Below are 25,106 nucleotides of genomic sequence, written 5' to 3'. Positions count from 1 at the left end.
AAACGCTGCAGCAAAAACTGGCGCCGGACGAACCGGCGCCAGTTTTTGTGTTCTCTGCCGACCATACGGCGTTTCACTTACAACGGATAGCAAATAATCGAGTGGTACACCGTCTTCTGGTCCGCGATATTCTCGTAGCGATGGGGCTGATCCGCAGCGAAGTGAAGGGCATCTCCGGCACGCAGCTCGAACACTTCGTCTTGGATGTGGACGCGCAGCTCGCCGCTCATCATGAGCAGATATTCCTCGACGCCCTCGAAGTGGGCTTCGGAGTTATGGATAATGCCGCGTTCCATCTCGACGGTATAAATCTCGAACCGCTTCTGCTGCTCGTACGGCACGATCGGGAACGCCCGATAATGGCCATCCTCTTCGACGAACGGCTCGACGTCCTCGAACCGGTACACTTTGGCGACCGATTCGTTGTCCTCGATCAGCTGCGTGAAGGAAATATGGAGACCATTGACGATTTTCCATAATATCGAGATGGTCGGGTTCGTGTCGCCGCGTTCGATCTGACCGAGCATCGCCTTGCTCACCCCGGTCAGCTCCGCCGTCTGATCCAGGCTGAGCGAGCGGGACTTGCGGATCGCTTGCAGGTTTTTGCCGATTTTCTTGTGAATTTGTTCGTGCTCCATGACGGTTCTCCTTCAAGAATGATGGTTTCATTATAAACGATCGAACAGCGGATGTAACATTTTTTTAGGATCCTATGTACAATATAACGCACATGTGTATAATGTAATGTATGGAAGATATAATATAGCGCACAGATGGTTTAATATAACAATCAATAGGCGTGCACAGGAGGCGTAAAAATATGGGCGCGACGATGATCGGCTTGGTCAAAGACAAGCGGGCCCCGGGAGCCGTTCTCATGAATGTGCCGGTGCCGGAATGCGGCCCCGACGAGGTGCTTGTTCGTGTGAAAGCGTCTTCAATTTGCGGGACGGACGTGCATATTTATCAATGGGATGCATGGGCGGAGAAGAACGTGGTAACGCCGAACGTGTTCGGCCACGAATTCGCGGGGATCGTCGAAGAGGTCGGCAGCCGGGTCACGCATGTGAAGCGTGGCGACTATATCTCGGCGGAAGGGCACATCGTATGCGGCGTGTGCAAAGCTTGCCGGACGGGCAACGCCCATGTATGCCAGTACACGCGCAGCTTCGGCATTACCGCGCCGGGCTGCTTTGCCGAATATGCGGTCGTAAAGGCGACGAACGTGATTCATAATGAGCCGGATTTGCCTTACGAGCTGGCCTGTCTGCAGGATCCGCTCGGCAACGCGGTGCAGACGGTGCTCGCGGGCGATATCGTCGGCAAATCCGTGCTCGTCGTCGGCACCGGTCCGATCGGTCTCATGGCCGTCGCGGTCGCGAAGGCGAGCGGCGCGGGGATCGTGATGGCGGCGGACATCAATCCTTATCGCCTGCAGCTGGCGGAGCGGATGGGCGCCGATTACCTGATCAACACCCGAACAGCCTCGATGACCGAAGCGGTCGCGGAGTATACGAAGGGCGAAGGCGCCGAGATCATTCTCGAGATGTCCGGCCATCCCGGCGCGATTCAGAGCGCGTTTGAATCGGCGGCGCCGGCGGCGCGCGTATCGCTGTTGGGCATCCCGACGCAGTCCGTGTCGCTCGATTTGTCGAAGCACATTATTTTCAAAGGGCTGCGGATCGAAGGCATCACCGGCCGCCGGATGTACCAGACCTGGTATCAGCTGAAAGGGCTGCTCAACCAGCGCCGTATCGATTTGACGCCGATCATCACGCATCGGATGGCGCTGCACGACTACGAGTATGGCTTCGATCTGATGGCATCGGGCCAGTGCGCCAAAATCATTTTCAATCACGATAAGAAACCCGTCAGCGCGAGCTTGCAGGGAGAGGAGACGAACCATGGCCAATTGGAACCGGTTGTATGACGAGCTGCAGCAGCTGAAGGAAGAGGGACGCTACCGTCCGCTTACGGTATGGGAGAGCGGAGCGGCGGCGACCATGACGCTCGGCGGCAGAGCGCTCATTCAGCTGTCGTCGAACAACTACCTCGGACTGGCGGGTCATCCGGCGCTGCGCGAAGCGGCGATCGCGGCGACCGAGCAGTATGGCGTCGGCAGCGGTTCCGTCCGCACGATCGCCGGCACGCTCGATATCCACGCCAAGCTCGAGGAAGAGCTGGCCAAGTTCAAAGGAACGGAGGCCGCGCTTGTCTTTCAATCGGGCTTCACGGCCAATCAAGGCGTGATCGCGTCGCTCGTGGGCGCGGAAGACGTGGTCATCAGCGACGAGCTGAATCACGCCAGCATCATCGACGGCATCCGGCTGACCAAGGCGGCGCGCAAAATTTACGCCCACAAGGATATGGAACAGCTGGAGCAGGCATTGAAGGAAAGCGCCGGCTACCGGAATCGGTACATTATTACGGACGGCGTGTTCAGCATGGACGGGGACATCGCGCCGCTGCCGGCGATCGTGGAATTAGCGGAGAAGTACGACGCGTTCGTCTATGTCGACGACGCCCATGCCAGCGGCGTGCTCGGCAAGAACGGCAAAGGCACGACCGATCATTTCGGCTTGCACGGCAGAGTCCATATTCAGATCGGCACGCTATCGAAAGCGGTTGGCGCCGTCGGCGGCTACGTGGCTTGCGACGCGGTGGTGAAGGATTACCTGATTCATAAGGCGAGACCGTTCCTGTTCAGCACGTCGCAGACGCCGGCGGTGGCGGCCACCGCGCTCGCCGCGATCGGGCTGCTTCGGGAGAGCGGGGCGCTGATCGAGAAGCTGTGGGACAATGCGGCCTATTTCCGCGGGAAGGTACAGGCGCTTGGCTTCGACACCGGCGCGAGCGAGACGCCGATCATTCCGGTCATCGTCGGCAGTCCGGCCGATTCGATGGCGTTCTCCGACGCGCTGCTGCAAGAGGGCGTGTTCGCGCAAGGCATCGTGTTCCCGACCGTCGCTTACGATAAGGGCCGCGTCCGGTTCATCGTCACCGCGCAGCATACGCGCGAGCAGCTCGATACGGTGGTTGGCGCGCTGGAGCGCGCGGGCCGTAAGCTTGGCATTCTGCAATAAGGTCAATTTAGGTTTAATGCGTTGTTCATATGACGCTGAATGGTATCAAAGCGAAGGCCAAATCCGCCCTAAGAGGGGATTTGGCCTTTTTTTGCGTCCGATTATTTTGGATAGGGGCGCAATGGGGCGGCAAGCAGTTGAGGGACAGCTGGCAAAAATTTGAGCATGACCGCTGTGGTTCAGTTACAATGTGGGCTAAGCGCAACCGATTGATGACGAGGCCTATCAATTCACAATAGAAATAGATACGATTAGGGTCAATTGAACGGACGAAGGAGAGGGGATTATGAAGATTTTAATCGTGGCCGACGAAGAATCGAAATACATTTGGGACCACTTCGACCCGGCGCGGTTCAAGGATGTGGAGCTCATCCTCTCCTGCGGCGATCTGAAGGCTTCGTACTTATCCTACCTGGTCAGCATGATCCACGCGCCGTTGTTCTATGTTCACGGCAATCATGACACGACGTATGGCCAGATGCCGCCGGAAGGCTGCGATTGCATCGAGGATCGGCTCGTCACGTTCAAAGGCCTTCGCATTCTCGGTCTTGGCGGCAGCTTCCGCTACAGTCCGGGCGAACATCAATATAAGGAGCGTCAAATGCGGTGGAGGATCGCCAAACAGAAGCCCAAGCTGTGGTTGAAGGGCGGCGTAGATCTCCTCGTTACGCATGCTCCGGCTTATAAGCTCGGGGATGGCGAGGATCTTTGCCACCGGGGATTCGAGAGCTTCGTATCGTTCTTGGATCAATATCGTCCTCGCTATATGGTGCACGGACATCAGCATCTGAATTATGGTCGGAATGCGCGCGTGCGTCAGTATAAGGATACGACGATCGTGAACGGGTTCGGCTATCACTTGCTGGAGGTGTAAAATACCCCCGCTGCCATTAACGGCAGCGGGGGTTCGCGCGTTTATTTCTTCTTCCTCAGCTGCGACATGATCGCCTTGCCCGTCGGCGTCTGGGCTAAGCCGCCGCCGGCCGTCTCGCGATGCTTCTCCGGCATCGCCGAGCCGACCTCGAGCATTACCTGGATAACCTCGTCGGACGGAATGACGCTGCGCACGCCGGCCAGCGCCATATCAGCCGCCGCCAGCGCGGTGACCGATCCAAAGCCGTTGCGGACGATGCAAGGAATTTCGACGAGCCCGCCGACGGGATCGCAGATCAGGCCGAGCGTGTTTTTCAGCGCGAGACCGACCGCGTGCACCGCCTGCTTCGGCGTGCCGCCGCGCAGCTCGACGAGCGCGCCCGCCGCCATGCCGATCGCCGACCCCACCTCGGCCTGGCAGCCGCCTTCCGCCCCGGAGACGAAGGAATTGTTGGCGATGACATAGCCGATCGCGCCCGCCGCGAACAAGCCGTACACCATATGCTCGTCGCTCCAGCCGAAGCGCTCCTGGCAGCTGACGAATACGCCGGGAATAATGCCGCACGAGCCGGCGGTCGGCGTCGCGATAATGCGCCCCATCGAGGCGTTGATCTCCGATACCGCCAGCGCGTAGGCCATCGCGTTCCCCGCATGCTCGCCGAGACTTAGTTCGCCGCTTTGTCCGAATGCCATGACGCGCTGCGCATCCCGGCCGGTCAAGCCGCTGCGGGAGGTCGTATCTTCAGTCAAGCCGCGCTGCACCGCTTCCTTCATAATGCGATAGTAATCGGCCATCGTGCGGAATTCCAAGCCGGCGTCGCGTCCCGACTCCGCGCTTTGTTCCTCGAGCATAAGCTTGCCGATCGACAGTTCGCGACTTTCGCATAACGCGGTTAGTTCGTCTAAATTGCGAAAATTCATCGTTGTTCCTCCCTGGTGGTCGTCGTGCCGCCGTTATTCTCGTCCGAAGCGGCCTCCTGCAAATTCACGATATGCACCGCGCTGACCGTTTCGATCTGTCCGATCTCCGCGATCAAAGCTTCGGTTATGGGGGAATCCAACTCCATCACGGTAAGCGCATCGCCGCTTCTGCCTTTGCGGTCGACCGACATGAACGCAATATTGGTCCGGCTGCGACGCATGACGTCCGTCACGCTTGCGACGACGCCGGTCCAATCTTTATGTCGAATGACGAGCGTCGGATAAATGCCGGTTAATTTGACGCTGAAGCCGTCAATGGCCGTAATTTCGATATTGCCGCCGCCGATCGACGTGCCGATGACGGCAAGCTCGCGAGTCTTGCCGCCGGATGGGGATCGGAGCAGCAGCTTCGCTGTATTCGGATGCGAGAATGCGCCACGCCCTTCGCGGAACGAGACCGCGATGCCTTGCTCCTCCGCGATCTGCAGCGATTGCGGAATGCGAGGATCGTCCGTCTGCCAGTCCAGCAGGCCGCCGACGATGGCGATGTCGGTGCCATGGCCTTCGTACGTGGCGGCGAACGACCCGTAGAAGGTGATGTCGGCTTCTTCCGGCGCGGATCCGAACAACTGCCGGGCGAACCGGCCGATTCGCGCGGCGCCTGCCGTATGCGAGCTTGAAGGACCGATCATGGCCGGTCCAATAATGGAGAACACGTCTTTAAACCGCAATTGCGCTCACCTATCCTCGTCCATGACTGATAAGGAAACATGGAAGCTTACCTTCTCAATATAAGGCTAACCATATTCGAAATGAAGCAGACAACCTGCAACAAAATCAATTTACAGCTCGATTTGGCGCGCCTTATAATAAATTTATGATTATGATGCCGGATGTGAATATGCGAAGATGATCAGACAGCACGCGCCGGCTCGGCCGGATGAGAAACAGGTTTCCTCGAATCGACATCGCAACCAGGCAAGCGGCCTTCATCTGCTGCAGCGCAAGCTCGGCAATCAAGGCTTGCGGCAATTGCTTGCCGCGGACGAGTCAGGCAGAAAGATGCAAGGCGGCGCGGATATTCGAACAGGCGATGCCATCGAGCCGGAAGCGCTCCGTCAGCCTTTCCAGACGTTCGACAAGGAAAGCCACACGCTCTGCATCGAACAAGAAGGCGAGGGCTGGCGGCTTGTCATGCGCAGCGAACCGACGCCGCTCGGGCAGCATCTGGAACGGATTCGGGAATGGATCGACGACAACGGCTCCGTGCAGCAAAAAGCAGATTACCAGCGGGCATGCGACTTGGCGGAAGAGATTGACCGCGGCATCGCCCCGAGAGGGGCATGGGCGGCTTGGCGGCCGCAAGACGGAGACGAGGTCGAGAGCCGGCTGACCGAGCTGTCCGTATTAATGGAAAGTTTGCCTGGCGACGAATACGGCGGCCAGACTGGGGCGCAGGCCAGACCGGCATCGACGGCGGTATGGAATTCGGTCAATCGCACGATTTCCAATGGCAGGGGAGGCACGGTTGCGAGCGCAGACGGCCGCAGCGTCGACGCGGTCGTCTCCGTCAACCCCGGCGCGCTTCGCGGCACGGAGCCGCAAGCGGGAGCCCGAAGCCCGCTGCTGCAGGCGGTCAACGCGCTCACAGGCGGTCAAGCGACGTATATCGCCGGACATTTGCTGAACCACCACCTTCACGGCAAAGGCGACGCGGTCGAGAATTTGGCGCCGATCTCCGCCACCGCGAACCGGCTGATGGAGTCGAATTTCGAGAAGCGCGCCAAGCAAGCGGTGCTCGGCGAGAATAAAGTGCTCCGCTACCACGTGACCGCGACGTATCCGGGGGGACGCGACGATACGGTCGGACCCGAGAGCTCGCTGCCGACCAGCTTGGATGTCCAAATTCAAGAGTACGAATTCGATAACAAACACGGCGATACCGCGCCCCTGCGCAAAGATAGGAACAATTGGACGTTAACCGGGCCTACCCTCTTCAGCCAAGGCAACTATCCGCTCCATCGGAACAATGACTACGAACGGATTGAGGACAGCATCCAGCAGCGGGCGCAAGAGCACGTCGACCGGGTGAATCACTTTATTAACAACCCGGCTTTCGCAGCGCTTAGAGCGCCGCTGATAGTCAGAGCGAATCAGTTTTTGGCCGATGGCCAGCTGATCGTGAACGACGCGAGTCTCATGCACAATTATTTGACGCACGAGCAGACGCTCGCTGCGATGTCCGTGACATGGAACGCCCTGGAGAACGACCTGATGATCGCGCTTCCGCGCGGCAAACGCAAACGATGACGCCGGCAGGCCGTTTAGGCGGCCCATGGCACGGAGAAGGAGCGTAATCACATGGTACGCTCCTTTCTTTATGCTGGACAACTTACAGCTGCATGGAACATGAACCCGATAGGAGCGACATCGCATGACGGCTTTAACTCCCTATATTAACGGCTACGAGCATTGGCGGGACGAGCTCATGCTGCTCGACGCCTTAATACAGTTTCGCTTGGATTGCCGGATCGAACTCGAACGCGATAACCCGTTCGACCCGATGCGCGGACTGCTCGTCACCGAAGAGGAGGTCGCGCGTCTATTGAACGAATCGGCCGATGACATGGAGCTGAGCGCCTCGCTGGCAGACCGCCAGCGAAGCATCCAGCAGCGGCGGAGCGAGATCGACGCCCGCTTAGCCGCCAATCTGTCCGAACACCGGCCGCTGCCGCTGCTTGCGCTCGCCGGGCGGTTCGGACTGCTGGCCTTCGAACGGCAATGCGTCTTGTTGGCGCTCGCGCCCGAGTTGAACCGCAAGTACGAGAAGCTATTCGGTTACCTGCAGGACGACGTGACGTGCAAGCATCCGACGGTCGATCTGGCGCTGAAGCTGTTCGGCGGGAACGAAGCCGGACAGTACGCGGCGCGCGTCGCTTTCGAGGAAGAGCGTCCTTTGATGAAATGGATCATGGAGGAGGGCGAGCGTTCGGCCGGCATACTGTCCAAGCCGCTTCGGCTCGATTCGCGCATCGTCTCGTATTTGCTAGGCACGTCCGAATTCGACCCTAGGTTGTCCCCGTATGCCAAGCCGCTGACGGTGCCAATCGAATGGCCGCTGCTGGAAGTTGAAGAGCTGCAGGCGAAGCTGCTGCATTTCGTACGGATGAACGAGGCTGGCCGACCGGCCGGACCGATGCTGATTCATCTCTGGGGCGGCGATGGCGCGGGGAAGAAGACGCATGCAGCCCTGCTTGCAGCAAAGCTGGGCAAGCCGGCGTTCAGGTTGCGGCTTCAACCGGCGAGCAAGTGGACTGCCGAGACGAACCAACTGCTGCATCGCTTCTTCCGCGAAGCGCGACTTGCTGGCGCGGTCATCGCGCTGGAGCCGGAATCGCCGGGGAGCGAGGAGGATGCCGGCTGCGAGAAGCTGCTCGCCTGGACGCGCGACTACCCGTATCCGGTCTTCTGGCTTACCTTGTCGCCGCGAGGTGCGGACGCGCTCCCCGCAGAGGAGGGGACGGCGGTGCTGCAGGCGGAGCTGGCCGTTCCGGATCTAATGCTGCGGCAGCGTCTATGGATGAATGCCGAGGGGCTGAATGAACAAGACGCCGAAGCGCTTGCCGCCAAGTATCGGTTCACCCCGGGGCTCATACGCCGATCTGTCGAGCGTGCCGCCCAAACGGCGCGATTGGACAGCGTCGAAGCCGCGGCGGGGCATTACGAGCAAGGCGCAAGAGCGCAGGCGCATCATCGGATGGGCGACAAAGCCCGCAGGCTGAACCCCCGTTATCGATGGTCGGATCTCGTCCTGCCGGAAGAACAGCTGGACATGCTCCGGCAAGCCAGCGCGATGATGCGCTTCCGGGGCGAAGTATTCGGCAAATGGGGGTTCGAGCGGAAGCTGTCGTATGGCAAGGGAGTCAGCATGCTGTTCGCAGGACCGCCTGGCACGGGCAAGACGATGGCTGCCGAAGTGATGGCCAGCGAGCTTAACATGGAAGCGTACAAAATCGACTTGTCCCAAATCGTCAGCAAATACATCGGCGAGACGGAGAAAAACTTGCGGGTCATCTTCGACGAAGCGCAGCGCTCGCACGCGATCCTCTTCTTCGACGAGGCCGACGCGATATTCGGCAAGCGCTCGGAAGTGAAGGACGCGCACGATAAGTACGCAAACGTAGAGACCGCCTATTTGCTGCAGCAGATGGAGGAATATGACGGCATTTCGATACTAGCTACTAATTTCCAGCAAAACATGGACGATGCGTTTATGCGCCGGCTTAGCTTGGTGATCAAGTTTCCGTTCCCGGATGCCGAGCATCGCGCGCGCTTGTGGAGTTCGATGGTCCCAACCTCCACGCCATTGTCGAATGATGTCGATTTCGAATTGCTCGGACGCAAAATCGAGGTCGCGGGAGGCAGCATCAAAAACATCGTCGTGACGGCAGCCTTCATGGCGGCATCCGCCGGAAACCCGCTCGGGATGCGGGAATTGGTCGCCGCGGCGCGGCAAGAGCTAAAGAAAACCGGCAAAATACTGCTGCCCGGAGAATGGGAAGGTTTCTTCTGATCCGGTCAAGTCGAATCTTGTAAAATTGCGTAGTCAGATGTTCCTAGAGAAGCTATAATAGGAGAATGGAATAAGCTGCATATTCGAAGTGCCCGGCCGGACTGGTCCCGCGCCGGATAGATGGAGGGATCCTATTGGCCACCTACGCCGTGATCGCGGAAGCCGGCGCCTCGCTTCTGGCGCTGCTCCGGGAAGCGATGTCGCCCGAGCCGGTCACCCATCCCGAGTTAATCGGCATGGCTTCGCCGGCAGACAAAGGCGATTTATCCTTATCCCTGTATCTCTACCGGGTGGCAGAAAGCTCGGAAGGCCGGCGAACGGAATTTATCGCAAGCGGCAGCGGCATGCTGCAATTCCCGCCGCTCGCGCTGGATCTCTATTATTTGCTAACGCCATATTCGAGTGCAGATCTGCAATCACGAACGCTCGACGAACACCGGATTCTCGGCAAGGCGCTGCAGGTGCTGCACGACAATGCCGTTTTACGCGCGCCATACTTGACCGGCTCGTTGGCCGAGAGGGGCGAGGAGCTGCGCATCACGATGGACCCGATGACGCCGGATGCCTTGAACGGCGTGTGGAATTTCGGCAGCTTGCCGCAGAAGTTGTCGATCCCGCTTCGGATCGGCCCGGTATATATCGAGTCGACTAAGCTCAAGCCGACCACGCGGGTCGTCGAACGTCAAATCCGCGTCCGGGACAAAGGAGAATAGCATGCGAACGATGACCACGCGCTGCTCCCTTGTCATTCGGCTGAGCGACGGATTTACCGGTCGTCCGCCGGCATCCTCGGCGGTACACTTATCGGTTGAAGATTCGGCGCGCAAACCAATCGCCAAGCCGGACGGCATGTGGATCTTTACGGATCTCACGGGTCCGGAAGTAACCGTTATCATCGATTCCGCGGTATACCGGCGGCAGAAGACGCGCATTCGGTTGGACGAGCTGTCTCCGCTGGAACCGGTCGTTGCGATATCGTTGTTTCCCGGAAGCGCTTATCCGCTGCCTGTCGGGACGACGATATTGGATGCGGTCGTTACGGACCGCTCGGGCGCGCCGCTGACCGGCTCTCTTGTAGAGGTGGACATCGCGTTTGCGCAAGCGTCGCGCGGCAGGCTGGTTGGGGATGCAGTAAGCGGCTCGCGCGAGATCGAAGTCCTGAAGAACGGCGCGATCGGCGTCGGCGATTATCTCCGATTATCCGGCCGCGACAATACCCCTGGACAGGTCGTTCGGATTCTGGAGCATCGGGACGGCGTCCGCAAGTACGCACTTGAACGTCCGCTGGCGACTGATGCGAATCGCGGCGATCAACTGCTGCCTCATCTGAAGCTGTTGACGGATGAACGAGGAAGGCTTTGGCTGGCGTTCAGGCCACCGATGCCGAATTCGCCATTCGATATTTTTTTACGCTTTCCGAACATAGCTTCACAGACTCCCATTGGTATTACCCTCAAACCTTCCGTTTTGAATCAGGCGGAGATCCGTCTTGAGGTTTAAGCAAGCGAGCAGTGCCAATAACGAAAGGTTCATTGATGCCGGACCGTGCCTGTTACGGCAGCGTGCATCAGTTTATCTTATATAACCAAACGGGAGGAGGAACTGGTTTCGCCCCTGTTTACCGCAAACCCCATTCGGTCGGCGGGACGCGCAGGATCAGCGAAACCGGGGATCATGGCAGAATATTTGTCGCCTGGCGTGTATGTGGAAGAATTTGAGAGCGGTGCTCGGCCCTTGCAAGGCGCCAGCACGAGCACGGCCGGCTTTATCGGATTGGCTCAACGGGGAGCGACCGAAGGCTTGCCCGAGCTTGTCACCAGCTTTGCGGAATTCAAACGTTTGTTCGGATCCTATCTCTCGGAGAATGCGTTCGGCCCCTATCGTTTCTTGGCATATGCAGTAGAGCAATTCTTCATGAACGGCGGCTCGCGGTGCTTCGTCATGCGCGTGGCGCCCAAAGATGCTCGCGCATCGGTCAACACCTCCGCCGAAGCCGGCGTGCTGTCGCTCTCCGCGACGAACCCTGGCGCATGGGGAGACCAAATCCGGGCTGAATTGCTTCCGGCCAGCAAGGCGAAGACGCAAATCTTCGAAATCATCGGCGAACCTGAAGCGTCCAAACGCTACCGCGTGAAGAGCAATGCCGGCTTCAACGCGGGCGATATCGTCGCGTTCGACGATGCGGCGGGCAAGCAATACAACCGCGTCGTGTCCTCGCAGGATAACCTCATTGAGCTCGAGAAGCCGCTTGAGGGCGGACTCGAAGTCGTGGACAACTCGCTGCTCCCGGCCAAAGTGCTGTCGACATGCGAAGTAACCTTGAACATCTTCTGCGGCAACGAAGCCGAGAGCTTCGACAAAATGTCGCTCAATGCGGCTGCGGCGAACCATATCGTGAAAGTGATGGAACGTTCCGGTCTGTTGAACGCGGCCGATCTGAGCACGGACGCCGAAGAAGCGGTGCCTCCGTTCACGGTCATCAGCGGTCTTCCGGAAGCGGCCGGCAAATACGACATCGTGTTCGGCGGCGGCAGCGACGGTTCGGTCGCAAGCCTGTCCGCGTCGGATTTCGTAGGCGAGGATAACGGCCCAGGCCGTCGTACCGGCATCCAGTCCTTCATCGACAACGACGTCGTCAGCATCATGGCGATTCCGGGCGTAACCGATCCGAACGTGCAAGTGCAGCTCGTGGCGCACTGCGAGAACCTCGGCAGCCGATTCGCGATTCTCGACATTCCGCGGGAGAAAACGAAGGTTGCGGACGTGCTGACGCACCGCAATATTTTCGACTCCAGCTACTGCGCGATGTACAATCCATGGCTGCAGGTGTTCGATCCGCTCGACAAGCGCAACATCTTCATTCCGCCATCCGGTACGGTCGCGGGTATCTACTCCCGTTCCGACCAGACGCGCGGCGTGCAGAAGGCGCCGGCGAACGAAGTGCTTCGCGGCGTCGTCGGTTTGGAAGTGCAATACAACAACGGCGAGCAGGATATCCTCAATCCGGCCGGCGTGAACCTGATCCGCAGCTTCACGGGCCAAGGCATCCGCATCTGGGGCGCGCGCACGTGTTCGTCCAACTCGCTTTGGAAATACGTCAACGTACGCCGTCTGTTCATCTTCATCGAGGAGTCGATCAAGAACGGCACGAGCTGGGTCGTCTTCGAACCGAACAATGACCAGCTGTGGGCTCGCGTGCAGCGGACGATCGACGCCTTCCTTACCCGCGTATGGCGCGATGGCGCGCTGATGGGCAACTCGCCGGCAGAAGCGTTCTACATTAACATCGGCCGCGAGACGATGACCCAAGACGACATCGACAACGGACGCTTGATTTGCGTAATCGGCGTCGCGCCGGTCAAACCGGCCGAATTCGTCGTCTTCCGGATCACGCAGAAGACCGGCTCCGAATAATAGAATGGCCGCTAAGACGGCATAGATTAGCAGTATATATGAATGGAAGGGGATATCCATGCCAGGCGAACGTAATGATCCATACCGCAATTTTAGGTTCCGCGTAGAGATGGAAGGCATCCAACAAGCGGGCTTTAGCGAAGTATCCGGTTTTGAAGCATCGCTCGACGTGATCGAATACCGGGAAGGCAACGAAGTCATCACCCCGCGCAAGCTTCCGGGCTTGGCGAAATACGGCAACATCACGCTGAAGTGGGGCGCGACGGATTCCCTCGATTTGTTCGATTGGATGCAGGCGTGCATTGAAGGCACGGTTGAACGGAAGACGGTCACGATCATCGCGATTGACGAAGAGGGCGGCGACGTCGCGACTTGGCAGGTTATCGAAGCATGGCCGGTGAAATACTCGGCGCCAAGCTTCAACGGTACGGGCTCCGAAGTGGCGATCGAATTCGTCGAGCTTGCGCATGAGGGCATGACGCGCACGGCTTAATCTTGAAGTCTTACAACACGATCATGGTTAGGGAACAAGGGATGGCGAGGCGTCGATTGCGCGCTTGCGTCATCTCTTGTTTTCCGCTTTAGCAGATTTGCAGTCAAAATATGGAGGGATTACGATGGCGTTTCAAACGGAATATCCATTCGAACTGCCGCGCGGATTCGTGGACGACCAAGGCAATCTTCACAAACGCGGCGTCATGCGCCTGGCCACGGCGGCCGATGAAATTTTGCCGATGCGCGATCCGAGAGTACAGCAGAACCCGGGCTATTTGACGGTTATTCTTCTGGCTCGCGTCGTGACGCGGCTTGGCGATCTGAAGCATATCGACACGAAGGTGATCGAGCGCCTGTTCACGGCGGACTTGGCTTTCCTGCAAAATCTATACCGTTCCATCAACGACATGGAAGCGCCGAAGGTGCATACCGCTTGTCCGAAATGCGAGCATGAATTCGAGGTGGACATCGATTTTTTGTCCGCAGCGGAAAGCCTTTAACGGGCTATCCGATCGAGAAGCTGTACGAGGAAGCGGGGTTCATCGCATATTATTTCCATTGGCCGCATGATGACATTATGAATATGGAGCACCGGGAACGGCGGCGTTGGTGCGAAGAAATTTCGCGCATTAACCGGAGGCTCAACGATGATGAAGACAAGGTGAACGTGTTCGACGTCTTCAAGAAGAGGTGACGGGCAGGTTGAGCGCGTTAACGGAGAGAGTACCTTACGGCGGCGTGTTCCGCTTCTGGGTAGAATTGGACGGCATGCTGGTCGGCGGCTTCAGCGAGGTGACGGGATTGTCGGCCGAGATCGAGACCGAGGAGTTCCGGGAAGGCGGCGTGAACGGGTACGTGCACCGAATTCCGAGATCGGTCAAGTATTCGCCGATCATCCTCAAGCGCGGCATGTCCCAATCGAGCGAGCTGTGGGATTGGTACGCGCAGGCGATGAACGGGAGGATCGTGCGCAAGAGCGGCTCGGTCATTTTGCAGCAGCTGGACGGCGATGAAATGTGCCGATGGAATTTTTTTGAGGCGTATCCGGTTCGCTGGAGCGGCCCCGACTTGAACGCGTCCCAGAGCGATATCGCCGTCGAGACGATCGAGTTGGTGCATAACGGACTGAAGACGATTTTCAAGACGAAATAAACGATGGCTGCGACGAGTTAGGCGATATTGTCCGTCGAGGAAGGAGGAACGTAAGTGAATAGCCGAAAAAACCAACCGTCGTCCGCTCAGCCGGAAGCGGTGCTGGACATGGGACGCGTGCAGCGTCACCAGTCCTTCGCGCAGACGATCGCGGACAAGTACAAATTCGTCAGGCGCGACGACAGAGGCCGGTTATCGCTAACGTTCCGGGAGATGGGGGCCGCCGCGTCGGCGCTGCCACCCGCCTCGATCACGACGGTCGTACAGCAGGTGCAAGTGAAGCTCGGCTTGCTGATGCCGCTGCAAGTCCGGCTGGAGAGTCTCGAGCGCAAATGGCTGGTGCAGGTGGAACGATGGCTGCGAGGGACGGACCGGTCATTCGATCGTGTCGTGATGCGCGTCGGGCAGAAGCTGCGAGAGGACGAACGCCGCGAACCGGGGGCCGCAGGTAATCAACTTGCGCCCCGTGCTGAGATGAATGCGAGATCGTCCCGACAGGCGGCGCCCGGCATTCCGTCCACGAATTATGCAGATGGCTCGCGACCGTTATCCAACCCAATGTCGAGTGGAGAGCGTGGACGTGCGTCCGATACGCCATTCACCTACGCGGCACTGCGGGGCCGACAGGAAGGTGCGGATGGCACTCGTTCGACGAAATCGGGTCAAGAGGCTCAGGAAGAACGGCTGAGGGTCGAGCGGGTTGAAGATGTACTGGAGCGGACGAGGGTAGAGTGGCGAAGAGCTTTGCGGCTAGCGGCGATAGCGGCTTTGCCAGCGGGTGATCGACACGTGGATGCTGAATCTGTTCGGAGGAGATCCGATCGCCAAGAAGTTTCACGGCATGAAGCGAATCTCGATCGCCTGCAATCCGTTCGAAGGCAAGGCTCGGAGGCTAGCGGGAATGTTGATCATCCTGCCTCGCCGGGTGCCCACTACGCGCGCGAGATCGCAAGCGGGATAAGGGTGACCAACGTTACAAAGTCCAACGCTTCAAGTCGGGAAACTCAGTCCCACGCGACCGTCGTCCTCCATCGTTATTTACGCATGTTGGACGCGAGCTCGCCGTTTGCGCCGGATGGCAGCATGATGCCCCGGCGTCCAGGCGTACATCGCCATGAGCCATTGTCCCAAAACGATGCTTCCAATACTAGCGGCGAAACGGGGGAGGCGCAGCTTCGTCGAGCAAGGATTGATTTAACACCTCGTTATCGTGATTTCTCGACAGATGTCCGCAATCGGGTCAGTCGCTCGACGCAGAGCCCAATCCGCGAACACGGTGTCCATAATGGCACCGCAGGCCACATTACCAGCGCGAGCGGCCATTCGGCTTGGTCGGCCCAGCTTGTACACGCCGTGTTGGGACGTCTTACAGGAGAAGGCTCCGTCACGATTCGTCCATTCTTGAATCGGTCGATGGGCATGCCTCGCATGGCTGGAGAGAATGGTGGCGCCGGTCGAGAAGCGGTACAGCGTCAACATAATGCTGCTGCGAATGCGCCTCGTAACCGAAGTGTATCAGCGGCACTCAAGCCGGAGCACGTCGGTGAGAATCGACGAACGGCCCTGGCCAGCCGAGACGCCAAGAGCAGCGAGCAGGACAGTCGGAATGATGCGAGACAAGGGCAGGCAGCGCCGCCCGGCATGGCATCGCAAGTTCAATCTGTGGTCGATTCTACGCTAAGCGTGAGAACCACGCCGCTTGGCGGCGCATCGGGAATGCGTTCTGATGCTGCGCCAAATGTAACGTCGGCACCGATGCAGCTGAGACTGGTTCGTCGCGGCAATCCGGAACTTGGGTCGAGAGATCGACGAACGAACGTATCCGCTGTTGAACATCACGATCTTCGATCGCGTAACGCAGCGCCGCACGAGACGACGCATCAGTCGGGAACGACGCCATCGACGAAGCAAACTGCTGTAGACAAGCAGGCACTTGCCTCCGAAGGCTTGCTTATACACGACGACATCGCGCATCAAGCTGCCAAATCCGACAAAACGGGTTCACGGCAAACAGTGCCCGTACTTCAACGAACGGTTCCGAACGGACTATCGGATAAATCGTCCGATCCTCGAATTGAAGGAAGGATTCAAGCGATCCGCCGGCGAGAGACAGCAAGTCGGTTGTCGGTTAGCCGTTGGCAGTTGGTTGAGATTACTTCCGCGATGATAGACGGACAAGCGGATCAGCAGGCAAACAACGCGTATAAGCCGGTAAGAAGCCCGCTGCTTGTCCAACGGAGCCGGATTAGCGGCGATCCTGGTTCGCGAACTCCTGCAGAGCCGGGCGCGACTTCTGATCGGGGGACGCATCAGGCAGCGAACGGCGGTATTCGATTCTACGTCAAGCCTACGCAATCCACCGGTTCATCGGAGCGCGAGCGTTCGGAGCGGCATACGGTCGGGGAGCCGGCGGCAAGAAGCTGGGTCACGACGGCCTCGGTGCCGCAGATTCAGCGTTTCAAGCACAGATTACGGCCGCGCAAGAGCACGACGGAAGATACCAATGAGATGATTTCGCACGTACCGATCATCTCGAAGCCGCTTCTAAAGGGACTAAGTTCGCTCCTTCAAAAGAGCTCGCCCGCATTAACGGACCGTGCTCCCGACAATTCGGCTGCCCGCGATTTTATCAACGGTACAGGCGACATCGCGAAGCGTCTGCCTCGTGCGAATCGAACTTCGGACGACGATTTAAGCGCGCATCCGTCCGAGCGGCCATCCGCGTTAACGAGCGTGAATGGCAGCAAGCTCGACATATCCGCGCTGCCGCCTCATTCTTCCGTTCGCTTGGTATTGGCAAGACGGCAAATAGGAGCAGCCGATTCGGTATCGGCGGTTGAGCGAGCAGCATCGCCAAGTGCCGAGAATGTCGGGTCGGCTGCGAAGCGTATGATCGCCCAAAAGGCAGCTGCCGCAACGACGTATGCGGCCATAGCACCCGTCGCGCCCTTTCGCCGGACGCCTTCGCAGGCTTCGTCCGATATAACGGCGCAGAACCCGGCCGTACAGGCTGATCAAGAAGCGTCCATCGCGGTTCGCGCGCGCTTGAATGTACGGCGAATTCAGCAGCATCTGCCGTTGTTGTCGGCCTTGATCTCGGAAGGAACATTGATCCGAAGCGGCTTCGCGAAGGAAGGGCAGCGATTCGGGCTCGTTCATTTCTTGGCTAGGCGTATGCAATTAGACGAGGCCAATACCCGCCGAGATCAAGAAACAGCACCTCGTCAAGACCTGCCCCTGCAGACCGTTCGCATCCATCTCCGGCGCAGCCGCCTGAATCCGCAAGACATGGCGGAGATGGCCCTGAAGACCGCTTCGCGTACGCAAGCGCAAGCGGAAGCGGACGTAACGGTCTCTGCCCGTGGTTCTGTTCAAGGCGCGGAGCGAGCAGGTAATTTAACCGGGCAGCATCGCGCCTCGATTGCAAAAGGGACGCTGTCAACCGCAAATCGGCAGGAGAAGGAGACTGGCAAACAGACGACAGACCTTGCACGGCTTGCGTTACCTGCCAGCTTATCCTTCGTTTTTGCGGCAGCTGCGCGCAGCGCTGCTCGGCTGCGTACCGGTTCAACGGCAGGCCGTTTTGCCGGGTGGAATGAAGGCGTGCCATTGTTGGCTAGACAGGGCGCGAAACCCCACGGCCGAACGCCAGCAGGACAAGCCATAAGTCCAATTGTGCCGCCCGTTCAAGCGAATAGGGATCAACCGCAGCAGCAAAGAGCAGCCGCCAGAAGCGCACTCAACGTAAATGCGATACACCGTATTTTCCGCCAATACGGTCCATCCGCCGCCGCTATGCAGGGTGATTCGGTTCAAGCAAACACGGCGCCTTCCGAGGCTGCGAGTACCTTGATCACGCAGAGGAGCCGCGCAGGTACGGTTGGAAAACAGACGGAAGATTCGCGCAAAGGTTCTCGTGAACGCGCTGCGACACCGAACAATTCTCGTACCGCTGTACTTCATTACCGAATGCAGACTGCCGCGCCTATTCTATCGTCCCGTGGTTCCACTTCAATTGGCGGCTTGATCTTGAACACGTTAACCCATCGGGCGGTTGAATTGATCGAGAGCGTTCAACACGCGCGTAGTCTGAACGCAGGCATAGCGTCCAACTTCGCAAACTCAGACTTCGCCGATGCGAGGACGGCGAGCGCCAATCTGACGGTCGCCGTGCAGCGAAGGAACATAGGTTATGCGAACGCGGGCAAGTTGGACCGCACGAGTGGCGTTCCATCCGTGAACGCACAGGATGTCGCGGAGGCAACCGGACAAGCCGCGGAACACCAGATGACAACATCCTCACCCGTCATGCACTACAGCGCGGCTAGGCCGCAGGCAGCCGCAGCGCCGAGCCGTTCGGCCATTCAGCCGGCGATGATGCAGCATGCCGCGAAGACGCAGGCAGCCGCAGCGCCGCCGGCGCAGCCGGTCAAGCCGATCGAGCCGACGCGAGCGCCGGCGATCGACCCCGCACAGCTTCAGCAGATGCTGAATCAGCTGCCGCAGCTGCAGCCGGATGTTATTGCGGGGAAAGTGATGACGGCTATCGAGAAGAAGATGAAATTCCAGCAGCGGACGCGAGGCTATTAGCTCGGATCGAGCTCGAGCGTCCCGGATCGTAGAGGAGCGGTTACGAGATGGCATTGAAAAAAGCGAATATCATCGTGAAACGGGGCACTGGCCAGGAGACGCTGGAAGTGCTGTTCAACCCAAGCGAATATTCGCTGGAGTCGGCCAATACGTTCGCGTGGCAGACGATTCCCGGGCTGCAGACCCCGATCGCGCAGTTCATTAGCGGCGAAGCGACGACGCTCAGCATGGAGCTGTTCTTCGATACGTACGAGAAGGGGACGGACGTTCGCCAGCAGACCTCCAAGGTGTCCAAGCTGCTCGACGTGGATAAGGATTTGCACGCGCCGCCGACCTGCCGGTTCGTCTGGGGGTCGCTGGATTTCAAAGGGATCGTCGAGCGCGTCTCCCAGAAATTCACGATGTTCCTCGATTCCGGTCTCCCCGTCCGCGCGACTTTGTCGGTGACGTTCCGCGCGATCGCGAGCATGAAGGAGCAATACCAGAACGTCCCTCGCCAGTCGGCCGACCGGACGAAGCAGCGGACGCTCGAGCAAGGCGATCAGCTGTGGATGATCGCGGCGCACGAGTACGAGGACGCCGGCGAATGGCGCGCGATCGCGGAGGCGAACGGCATCGACAATCCGCGCACCGTCCGCACCGGACGCAAAATCATCATCCCGAGGCTGGACTAGATGATGGCAGACGTGAAATTCGACAACAGCACCTATACGTTCGACGCGCTCGAGCAGAAGTACCGGAATTTCTTCGCGCCCGCGTTCGAGGTGACGATCGACGGCACCAATTTGACCCGGCAGAGCGTGGCCATCTCCTCGATCTCGGTCAACACGATCACGAAGAACGAAGCGGACTCGGTCTCGTTTACGGTCGAGAACGCCTACGATCCGATCCGTCGCGAGTTCCAATGGACGGACTCGCTGCTCGCCATCGGCAAATATATCACCGTCAAGATGGGGTACACGGATAAGCTGGAGACGGTGTTTTACGGGATCATTACGACGGTAGATCTGGATTTCCCCGCACAAGGCAACCCGACGGTGCAGGTACAGGCGATGGACCCTTCGTTCTTCATGACGAAAGGCACCCATTCGAACACGTGGCTGAAGAAGAAGGACTCGGACGTTGTGAAGGCGGTCGGGGCGAAATACGGCCTGCGTATGGTCGTCGACGACACGACCGTCGAGAAGGAAACGATCGAGCAGTCCGAGACGACCGATTTTCTGTTCTTGAGCGAGCTGGCGCAGCAAAATCACTTCGACTTCTTCGTCGTCGGCAAGACGCTGTACTTCCGCAAGCCGAAGCAGTCGAAGGTGCCGATCATGACGCTCATGTACGGCAAAAACCTGCGCAGCTTCTCGACCACGATCGATCTATCGGGACAGGTCAGCCAAGTCGTCGTCCGCGGCTATGACAAGAAGACGCTCAAGCCGATTGAAGCGGCGAGCCGGAACATCGATATCATCGGCAACAACTCCAGGACCGGCCGCGACATCATGCGTTCGCTCGCGGATTACACGAAGCAGTATTACTACACGAACGCCGGCACGCTGCAGGAAGCGCAGCATTTGGCCGATGCGATCATGAACGAGATTGCGATGGACCTCATCAAAGGGCAAGGCGAGAGCATCGGCATCCCGGAACTGCGGGCCGGCCGCTATCTGAAGCTGGACGGCTTGGGGAGCAAGTTCAATCAGGTGCTGTACTTGACGCAGGTCACGCATACGATTTCGGCATCCGGTTACTTAACTACATTCATCGTGGAGGGCAATGCCATATGATGGGATCCAATTCGCCGGGCGGCCGCTCCGGCAGAGGGAACGGCGTGGAAGGCGTCATGCTGGCGCAGGTGACGAACAACCAGGATCCAGAGAAGCTGGGCCGGGTGAAGCTGAAGTTCCCGCACCGGGAGACGAATCAAGAGTCGGACTGGGTGCGCACGTTGACGTTCATGGGCGGCAAAGACCGCGGAGGCTTGTTCATTCCGGAGGTCGGCGACGAGGTGCTGGTAGCGTTCCATATGGGCGATTTCAATCAGCCTTACGTCATCGGCGCGCTATGGAATAAGACCAACCCTGCTCCGGCGGGGGGCGAGAAAAACAGTATCCGCAAGATCAAATCCCGTTCGGGGCACGAGTTTATTATGGACGACACCGACGGCAGCGAGAAGATCACGCTTCAGACGAAGAAGGGGCACAAGATCGAATTCGCCGACCAGAACGACGAACTGAAGGTGACCGACAAGAGCGGCAATCATGCGGTGACGATCAGCGGCACCGGCACCGGCACCGTAACGATCAAGAGTTCTTCGACCAAGATCGAGATCACCGGCGGCGGGGACGTGACGATCTCCAGCACGAAAGCCGTTACGGTCAAATCGACGCAGGTGAGCATCGAGGCGTCGGCCGCACTCAGCCTGAAGGGGGCCGCGTCGCTGGAGCTGAAGTCGGATGGTATCGTGTCGATCAAAGGCTCGATGGTCAAAATCAACTAGCGCCGCGGGCGCAACGGGGAAAGGCGGTGGCAGGATGGCGTCCTTTATGGGGAGAGGCTGGAAGTTTCCGATCGAGGTCGATGCGACGACCGGCCGGATCAAGACGAGCGGACAGGAAGAGGATATCGCCGAAGCGATCCGCATCATACTCTGGACAAGCAAAGGAGAGCGGGTCATGCGGCCGGATTTCGGCTGCGGCCTGCGGGAGTTCGTGTTCGAGACGACGGACGAAACGACGCTGCGTCTGCTGGAATCCGATATCCAGGAGGCGATTCGCGTGTGGGAGCCCCGGGTTCACGAAGTAGAAGTGCAGGCGCTGCGGGACGCGGAAGAGCCAGGCAAGCTGCTGCTGAACATTTCGTATGTGGTCAGGACCACGAACAATCTGTTTAACCAGGTATTTCCTTTCTATTTGGAGGAAGGCACGAAGTAGAAGGGCGGCGTACATCGACGATGAAAGACATGCGAGAATTCAGCGAGCTAATACAGTGGATGAAAGAAACGGCGCCCTACTATACGCCGGAATGGCGGTTCTCGCCGGATGATCCCGATCCGGGCACGGCGTTGTTCCATATTGCCGCGGATATGGTGCAGGAGAGCCGCAAACGGTTGGACCGCGCGCCGAACAAACATTTTATCGAATTTCTGAATCTTCTTCAGACGCAGCTACAGCCCGCGCGGCCTGCGCGGACGGACGTCGTGTTCGAGCTTAGCGAAGGGGCGCGTGAATCGGTGTGGATCCCGCGGGGGACGCAATTGACGGCTCCGTCGCCGAGCGGAGGCGAGGAGCTGATCTTCGAGACGGACCGGCCCTTGCTTGTCACGCCGGCCAAGCTGCTCGATGTCATCAATATCAGCCCGCTGCAGGATCGCATCGTGCAGGCCGCGGAGGATTATCCGAACCTCGTGCTTAGCGGACGACCGGAGGTATCCTTATTCGATACGTCCAGCGGCGTTAATTTGCAGGAGCATGCGATCTACCTCCGGCATGACGATCTGTTCATGGCGACGCATCCGGCCGAACTGACCGTGCAGCTCGTTCATGCCGCCAAACAGTACAAGCTGCCGGAACTCGCGTCGTGGCTGGCGGAGACGGAGCATTTGGAATGGTCGTATTGGTCGGAAGGCAGTTGGGTCGTTTTCGACGAGGTTCAAGCGGTCGGCCATGCACTGAAGCTGCGTAAACACGCGGTTCGGCCCGTGGACGAGCTAGCGGTCGGAGGCGTGGAAGGGCGCTGGATCCGCTGCAAGCTGCGCGATACGCAGGACGGCGAGAATCCGCTGCTCTCCCGCGATTTGGAGGTTGAGGCGTTGGCCGTGTCGGCGTCGTTCGACGAACGACGCGGCGTGGAAGGAATCCCGCCTACCATGATGGCGTTCAACGACATGGAGCTCGGCGCGGGCGGCTGCTATCCGTTCGGCGAGCAATTCGCTCCGTTCGCTGCGTTCTACATGGAGAGCCAGGAGGCGTTCGGCAAGCGGGAAGGAACGCTTACGGTCCGCTTCCGAATGACGATGACGCCGAACACGCTTCGCGTCGCGCCGGATCCGGAGATTCGCTGGCGGATGGTCATGCGGCGGACGGAGCTGGACAAGAAGGACCCGCCGCGCGTCCGCATCCAGCGCGTCATGTGGGAATATTGGAACGGCAGCGGGTGGATGCGCATTCCGGGCACGGAGCGCTATGAGACCTTGTTCGGCGAGATGCCCGAAGGCGAAGCGGTCGATTGCACGCTGACGTTCGAATGTCCCCGGGATTTGGAGCGGACCTTCGTAAACGCGCAGTACGGCTTCTGGATTCGCGCGCGCGTGACGGCGGTCGATAACCTATATGCGCCGGAGATGATCTATGTTTCGCCGTATTTGGAGCAGATCAAGCTTAGGTATGCCTATGACGCGCGGACATTCGCCGCGGAGAACGCGCTGACGTTCAATAACGCGGCGCTGCGGGACGTCTCGCATGCCGCGGCGCAAGGGGGCCTTCCGTTCCGCGTGTTCGAGCCGCTGGATAGCCGCGAGCCTGCCGTCGTCATGGGATTTGACGCGCCGCTTCTGAAAGGGCCAATTCGGCTGCAGCTGGCGCTTCAGCCTGGCAAATGGTCTTCGCTGCAGCGCCCGTGGATCGAGTGGGAAGCGCTCGTCCTGGACGGCCGTCGCATGTACTGGAAAGGAATCACCGCGGCCGACGAGACGAACGGCATGACCGAGCAAGGCGCCGTGCAATTCGCGGCGCCGCCCGACATGGCGCGCACGCTGCTGTACGGCCGGGAACGGTATTGGATCCGTGCGGTGAACCGGGACCGGTACTTCGATGTTTCGCTCGCGTCCGACTATCCCGTCGTGTCTAGAATCGACTTGAACGCCGTGCCGGCCCTCCAACAATCGTCGATCCGGTCGGAGACGCCGACGTACCGTCAAGGCGTATATAGCTTGTCCCGGACGCCGGTGATCGCGGAGGAAATCTGGGTGGACGAGACGGGTACGCTGATCGAGCCCGAATTGTCGCGGCGGCTTCGGGAGTATCCGGACGACCATGACGTCCTCTACGACAGCGAGGGCGACGTTCATCGGGTATGGGTGCGCTGGCAGGGCGTGGAATCGTTGACCGGCTCAGGTTCGGAGGAACGCCACTATCTGCTGGATCGCGCCGCCGGTACGATCCGGTTCGGCGATGGCGTACGCGGGAGAGCGGTGCCGCTCGGCGGTCCGGATGGCGTACGCTGTCACTACAAGGTGACGGCAGGAGCCGCCGGCAATCTTCCCGCCGGCTCGATTACGGGACTTCTGCAATCGGTTGCGTTCGTCGCCCGCGTCGCCAATCCCGCTCCGGCGGGAGGCGGCTGCGACACGGAACGCATCGAGGCGGCTCAAGTTCGCGGACCCGAACGGCTGAAGCATCAAGGCCGGGCGGTGACGGCTTCCGACTTCGAATGGTTGGCCCGCGAAGCGTATCCGGGCTTGTCCAAGGTCAAATGCCTGCCGAACCGCGACGTGCTGATGCGGCGGGCAGCCGGCGCGATCACGCTTGTCGTCCTTGCGGATCCCGGAGAAGCCGGGCATGCGCTGTTCCCATCGGTCAAACGCCAGATCGAAACGTATTTGATCGCGCGGGCGGCCAATACGATCACGGTTCGGCCTACGATTCAAGTGACCGAGCCGGCCTTCCTCGAGGTGTCCGTCAAGGCGACCGTGACGGCCGAATCCATGGACCAGCTCCTGGAGACGGAGGAAGGGTGCTTGGCGAAGCTGCGGGCGTTTCTTGATCCGGGCAGCGGGCATTTCGACGGGAAGGGCTGGGAGATCGGCGAAGAGGTGCATGCGTCGCTGTTCTACTCGCTGCTCAAGTCGGTACGTACCGTGAAGAACATCGATCACCTCTATATGTCCATCGTGAAGGTGGAAGACGGCCGCCGGATCGAGATCGATCCCGCCAAGCAAGCACAATATCCGCACGGCATCGTGCGAAGCGGCCAGCATCGGATCGACGTGCTGGCCGACGAAGGGAGAAGGTGAC

At 59.3% G+C, this 25,106-nt stretch carries 21 protein-coding genes; 18 read left to right on the top strand and 3 right to left on the bottom strand.

All coding sequences use genetic code 11. From position 1 onward, the window contains the following. Positions 1-77 precede the first annotated feature (77 nt). Positions 78-638, bottom strand: coding sequence for a helix-turn-helix domain-containing protein (locus ACFSKT_RS04145; RefSeq protein ID WP_377720535.1), 561 nt, complete (start codon positions 636-638; stop codon positions 78-80). Positions 639-820: 182 nt separating this feature from the next. Between ACFSKT_RS04145 and tdh the strand changes: the two genes are divergently transcribed. The 3 genes from tdh (at position 821) to ACFSKT_RS04130 (ending at position 3,957) form a co-directional block, all read left to right on the top strand. Further along, entirely contained in the window at positions 821-1,930 is a 1,110-nt protein-coding gene (gene tdh / locus ACFSKT_RS04140; protein ID WP_377720534.1) for an L-threonine 3-dehydrogenase, read from the top strand. Further along, positions 1,905-3,083 (top strand): glycine C-acetyltransferase, encoded by a 1,179-nt coding sequence (locus ACFSKT_RS04135; protein WP_377720533.1) that lies wholly within the window; start codon positions 1,905-1,907, stop codon positions 3,081-3,083. The genes tdh and ACFSKT_RS04135 overlap by 26 nt, the downstream gene beginning before the upstream one ends. Positions 3,084-3,369: 286 nt before the next feature. Further along, positions 3,370-3,957 carry a metallophosphoesterase family protein gene (locus ACFSKT_RS04130; RefSeq protein WP_377776304.1) on the top strand — a complete coding sequence of 196 codons (588 nt, stop codon included), beginning with the start codon at positions 3,370-3,372 and terminating at the stop codon, positions 3,955-3,957. A gap of 41 nt (positions 3,958-3,998) precedes the next feature. Here the strand turns inward: ACFSKT_RS04130 and sdaAA are convergent, their stop codons facing one another. Together sdaAA and sdaAB are read right to left on the bottom strand one after the other, a co-directional pair. After that, positions 3,999-4,877 carry an L-serine ammonia-lyase, iron-sulfur-dependent, subunit alpha gene (gene sdaAA, locus ACFSKT_RS04125; protein WP_377720531.1) on the bottom strand — a complete coding sequence of 293 codons (879 nt, stop codon included), beginning with the start codon at positions 4,875-4,877 and terminating at the stop codon, positions 3,999-4,001. Continuing rightward, positions 4,874-5,608, bottom strand: a complete 735-nt coding sequence (sdaAB, locus tag ACFSKT_RS04120; RefSeq protein WP_377720530.1) for an L-serine ammonia-lyase, iron-sulfur-dependent subunit beta — start codon at positions 5,606-5,608, stop codon at positions 4,874-4,876. The genes sdaAA and sdaAB overlap by 4 nt, the downstream gene beginning before the upstream one ends. 178 nt (positions 5,609-5,786) lie before the next feature. On the opposite strand from sdaAB, the gene ACFSKT_RS04115 reads away from it, so the two are divergent. From ACFSKT_RS04115 to ACFSKT_RS04045, 15 genes are all read left to right on the top strand, one after another. Continuing rightward, positions 5,787-7,187: a hypothetical protein gene (locus ACFSKT_RS04115; RefSeq protein ID WP_377720529.1), complete on the top strand. Its 1,401-nt coding sequence runs from the start codon at positions 5,787-5,789 to the stop codon at positions 7,185-7,187. A 124-nt stretch (positions 7,188-7,311) separates the two neighbouring features. After that, positions 7,312-9,450: an ATP-binding protein gene (locus ACFSKT_RS04110; RefSeq protein WP_377720528.1), complete on the top strand. Its 2,139-nt coding sequence runs from the start codon at positions 7,312-7,314 to the stop codon at positions 9,448-9,450. 134 nt (positions 9,451-9,584) lie between these two features. Beyond that, positions 9,585-10,163 carry a Pvc16 family protein gene (locus tag ACFSKT_RS04105; RefSeq protein ID WP_377720527.1) on the top strand — a complete coding sequence of 193 codons (579 nt, stop codon included), beginning with the start codon at positions 9,585-9,587 and terminating at the stop codon, positions 10,161-10,163. A 1-nt stretch (position 10,164) separates the two neighbouring features. Next, positions 10,165-10,950: a hypothetical protein gene (locus ACFSKT_RS04100; RefSeq protein WP_377720526.1), complete on the top strand. Its 786-nt coding sequence runs from the start codon at positions 10,165-10,167 to the stop codon at positions 10,948-10,950. A 174-nt stretch (positions 10,951-11,124) separates the two neighbouring features. After that, on the top strand, positions 11,125-12,864 hold the full coding sequence (locus ACFSKT_RS04095) for a phage tail sheath family protein (protein ID WP_377720525.1): 1,740 nt from the start codon (positions 11,125-11,127) through the stop codon (positions 12,862-12,864). 58 nt (positions 12,865-12,922) lie between these two features. Further along, a complete protein-coding gene (locus tag ACFSKT_RS04090; RefSeq protein ID WP_377720524.1) occupies positions 12,923-13,357 on the top strand; it encodes a phage tail protein in 435 nt (144 codons plus the stop codon). Between the two features lie 124 nt (positions 13,358-13,481). Then, positions 13,482-13,859, top strand: a complete 378-nt coding sequence (locus tag ACFSKT_RS04085; RefSeq protein WP_377720523.1) for a phage tail assembly protein — start codon at positions 13,482-13,484, stop codon at positions 13,857-13,859. Next, on the top strand, positions 13,814-14,053 hold the full coding sequence (locus ACFSKT_RS04080; protein WP_377720645.1) for a DUF6760 family protein: 240 nt from the start codon (positions 13,814-13,816) through the stop codon (positions 14,051-14,053). Before ACFSKT_RS04085 ends, ACFSKT_RS04080 begins: the two co-directional genes overlap by 46 nt. 8 nt (positions 14,054-14,061) lie before the next feature. Beyond that, entirely contained in the window at positions 14,062-14,511 is a 450-nt protein-coding gene (locus ACFSKT_RS04075; RefSeq protein ID WP_377720522.1) for a phage tail protein, read from the top strand. A 54-nt stretch (positions 14,512-14,565) separates the two neighbouring features. Further along, the gene (locus ACFSKT_RS04070; protein WP_377720521.1) at positions 14,566-19,101 is read left to right on the top strand and encodes a hypothetical protein; all 4,536 of its coding nucleotides are present in this window, start codon (positions 14,566-14,568) and stop codon (positions 19,099-19,101) included. A gap of 47 nt (positions 19,102-19,148) precedes the next feature. Then, positions 19,149-19,775, top strand: coding sequence for a CIS tube protein (locus tag ACFSKT_RS04065; RefSeq protein WP_377720520.1), 627 nt, complete (start codon positions 19,149-19,151; stop codon positions 19,773-19,775). Next, positions 19,776-20,879 (top strand): phage late control D family protein, encoded by a 1,104-nt coding sequence (locus ACFSKT_RS04060; protein WP_377720519.1) that lies wholly within the window; start codon positions 19,776-19,778, stop codon positions 20,877-20,879. It begins immediately after the preceding gene. Next, positions 20,876-21,592, top strand: a complete 717-nt coding sequence (locus ACFSKT_RS04055; protein ID WP_377720518.1) for a phage baseplate assembly protein V — start codon at positions 20,876-20,878, stop codon at positions 21,590-21,592. Before ACFSKT_RS04060 ends, ACFSKT_RS04055 begins: the two co-directional genes overlap by 4 nt. A 34-nt stretch (positions 21,593-21,626) precedes the next feature. Next, a complete protein-coding gene (locus ACFSKT_RS04050) occupies positions 21,627-22,025 on the top strand; it encodes a GPW/gp25 family protein (RefSeq protein ID WP_148927707.1) in 399 nt (132 codons plus the stop codon). 20 nt (positions 22,026-22,045) lie between these two features. Next, positions 22,046-25,105, top strand: coding sequence for a baseplate J/gp47 family protein (locus tag ACFSKT_RS04045; RefSeq protein ID WP_377720516.1), 3,060 nt, complete (start codon positions 22,046-22,048; stop codon positions 25,103-25,105). Position 25,106: the final 1 nt, after the last annotated feature.

This window comes from Paenibacillus xanthanilyticus (assembly GCF_042682185.1).
GTDB lineage: Bacteria > Bacillota > Bacilli > Paenibacillales > Paenibacillaceae > Paenibacillus_Z > Paenibacillus_Z xanthanilyticus.
This window is presented reverse-complemented; position numbering and strand designations above follow the sequence as displayed.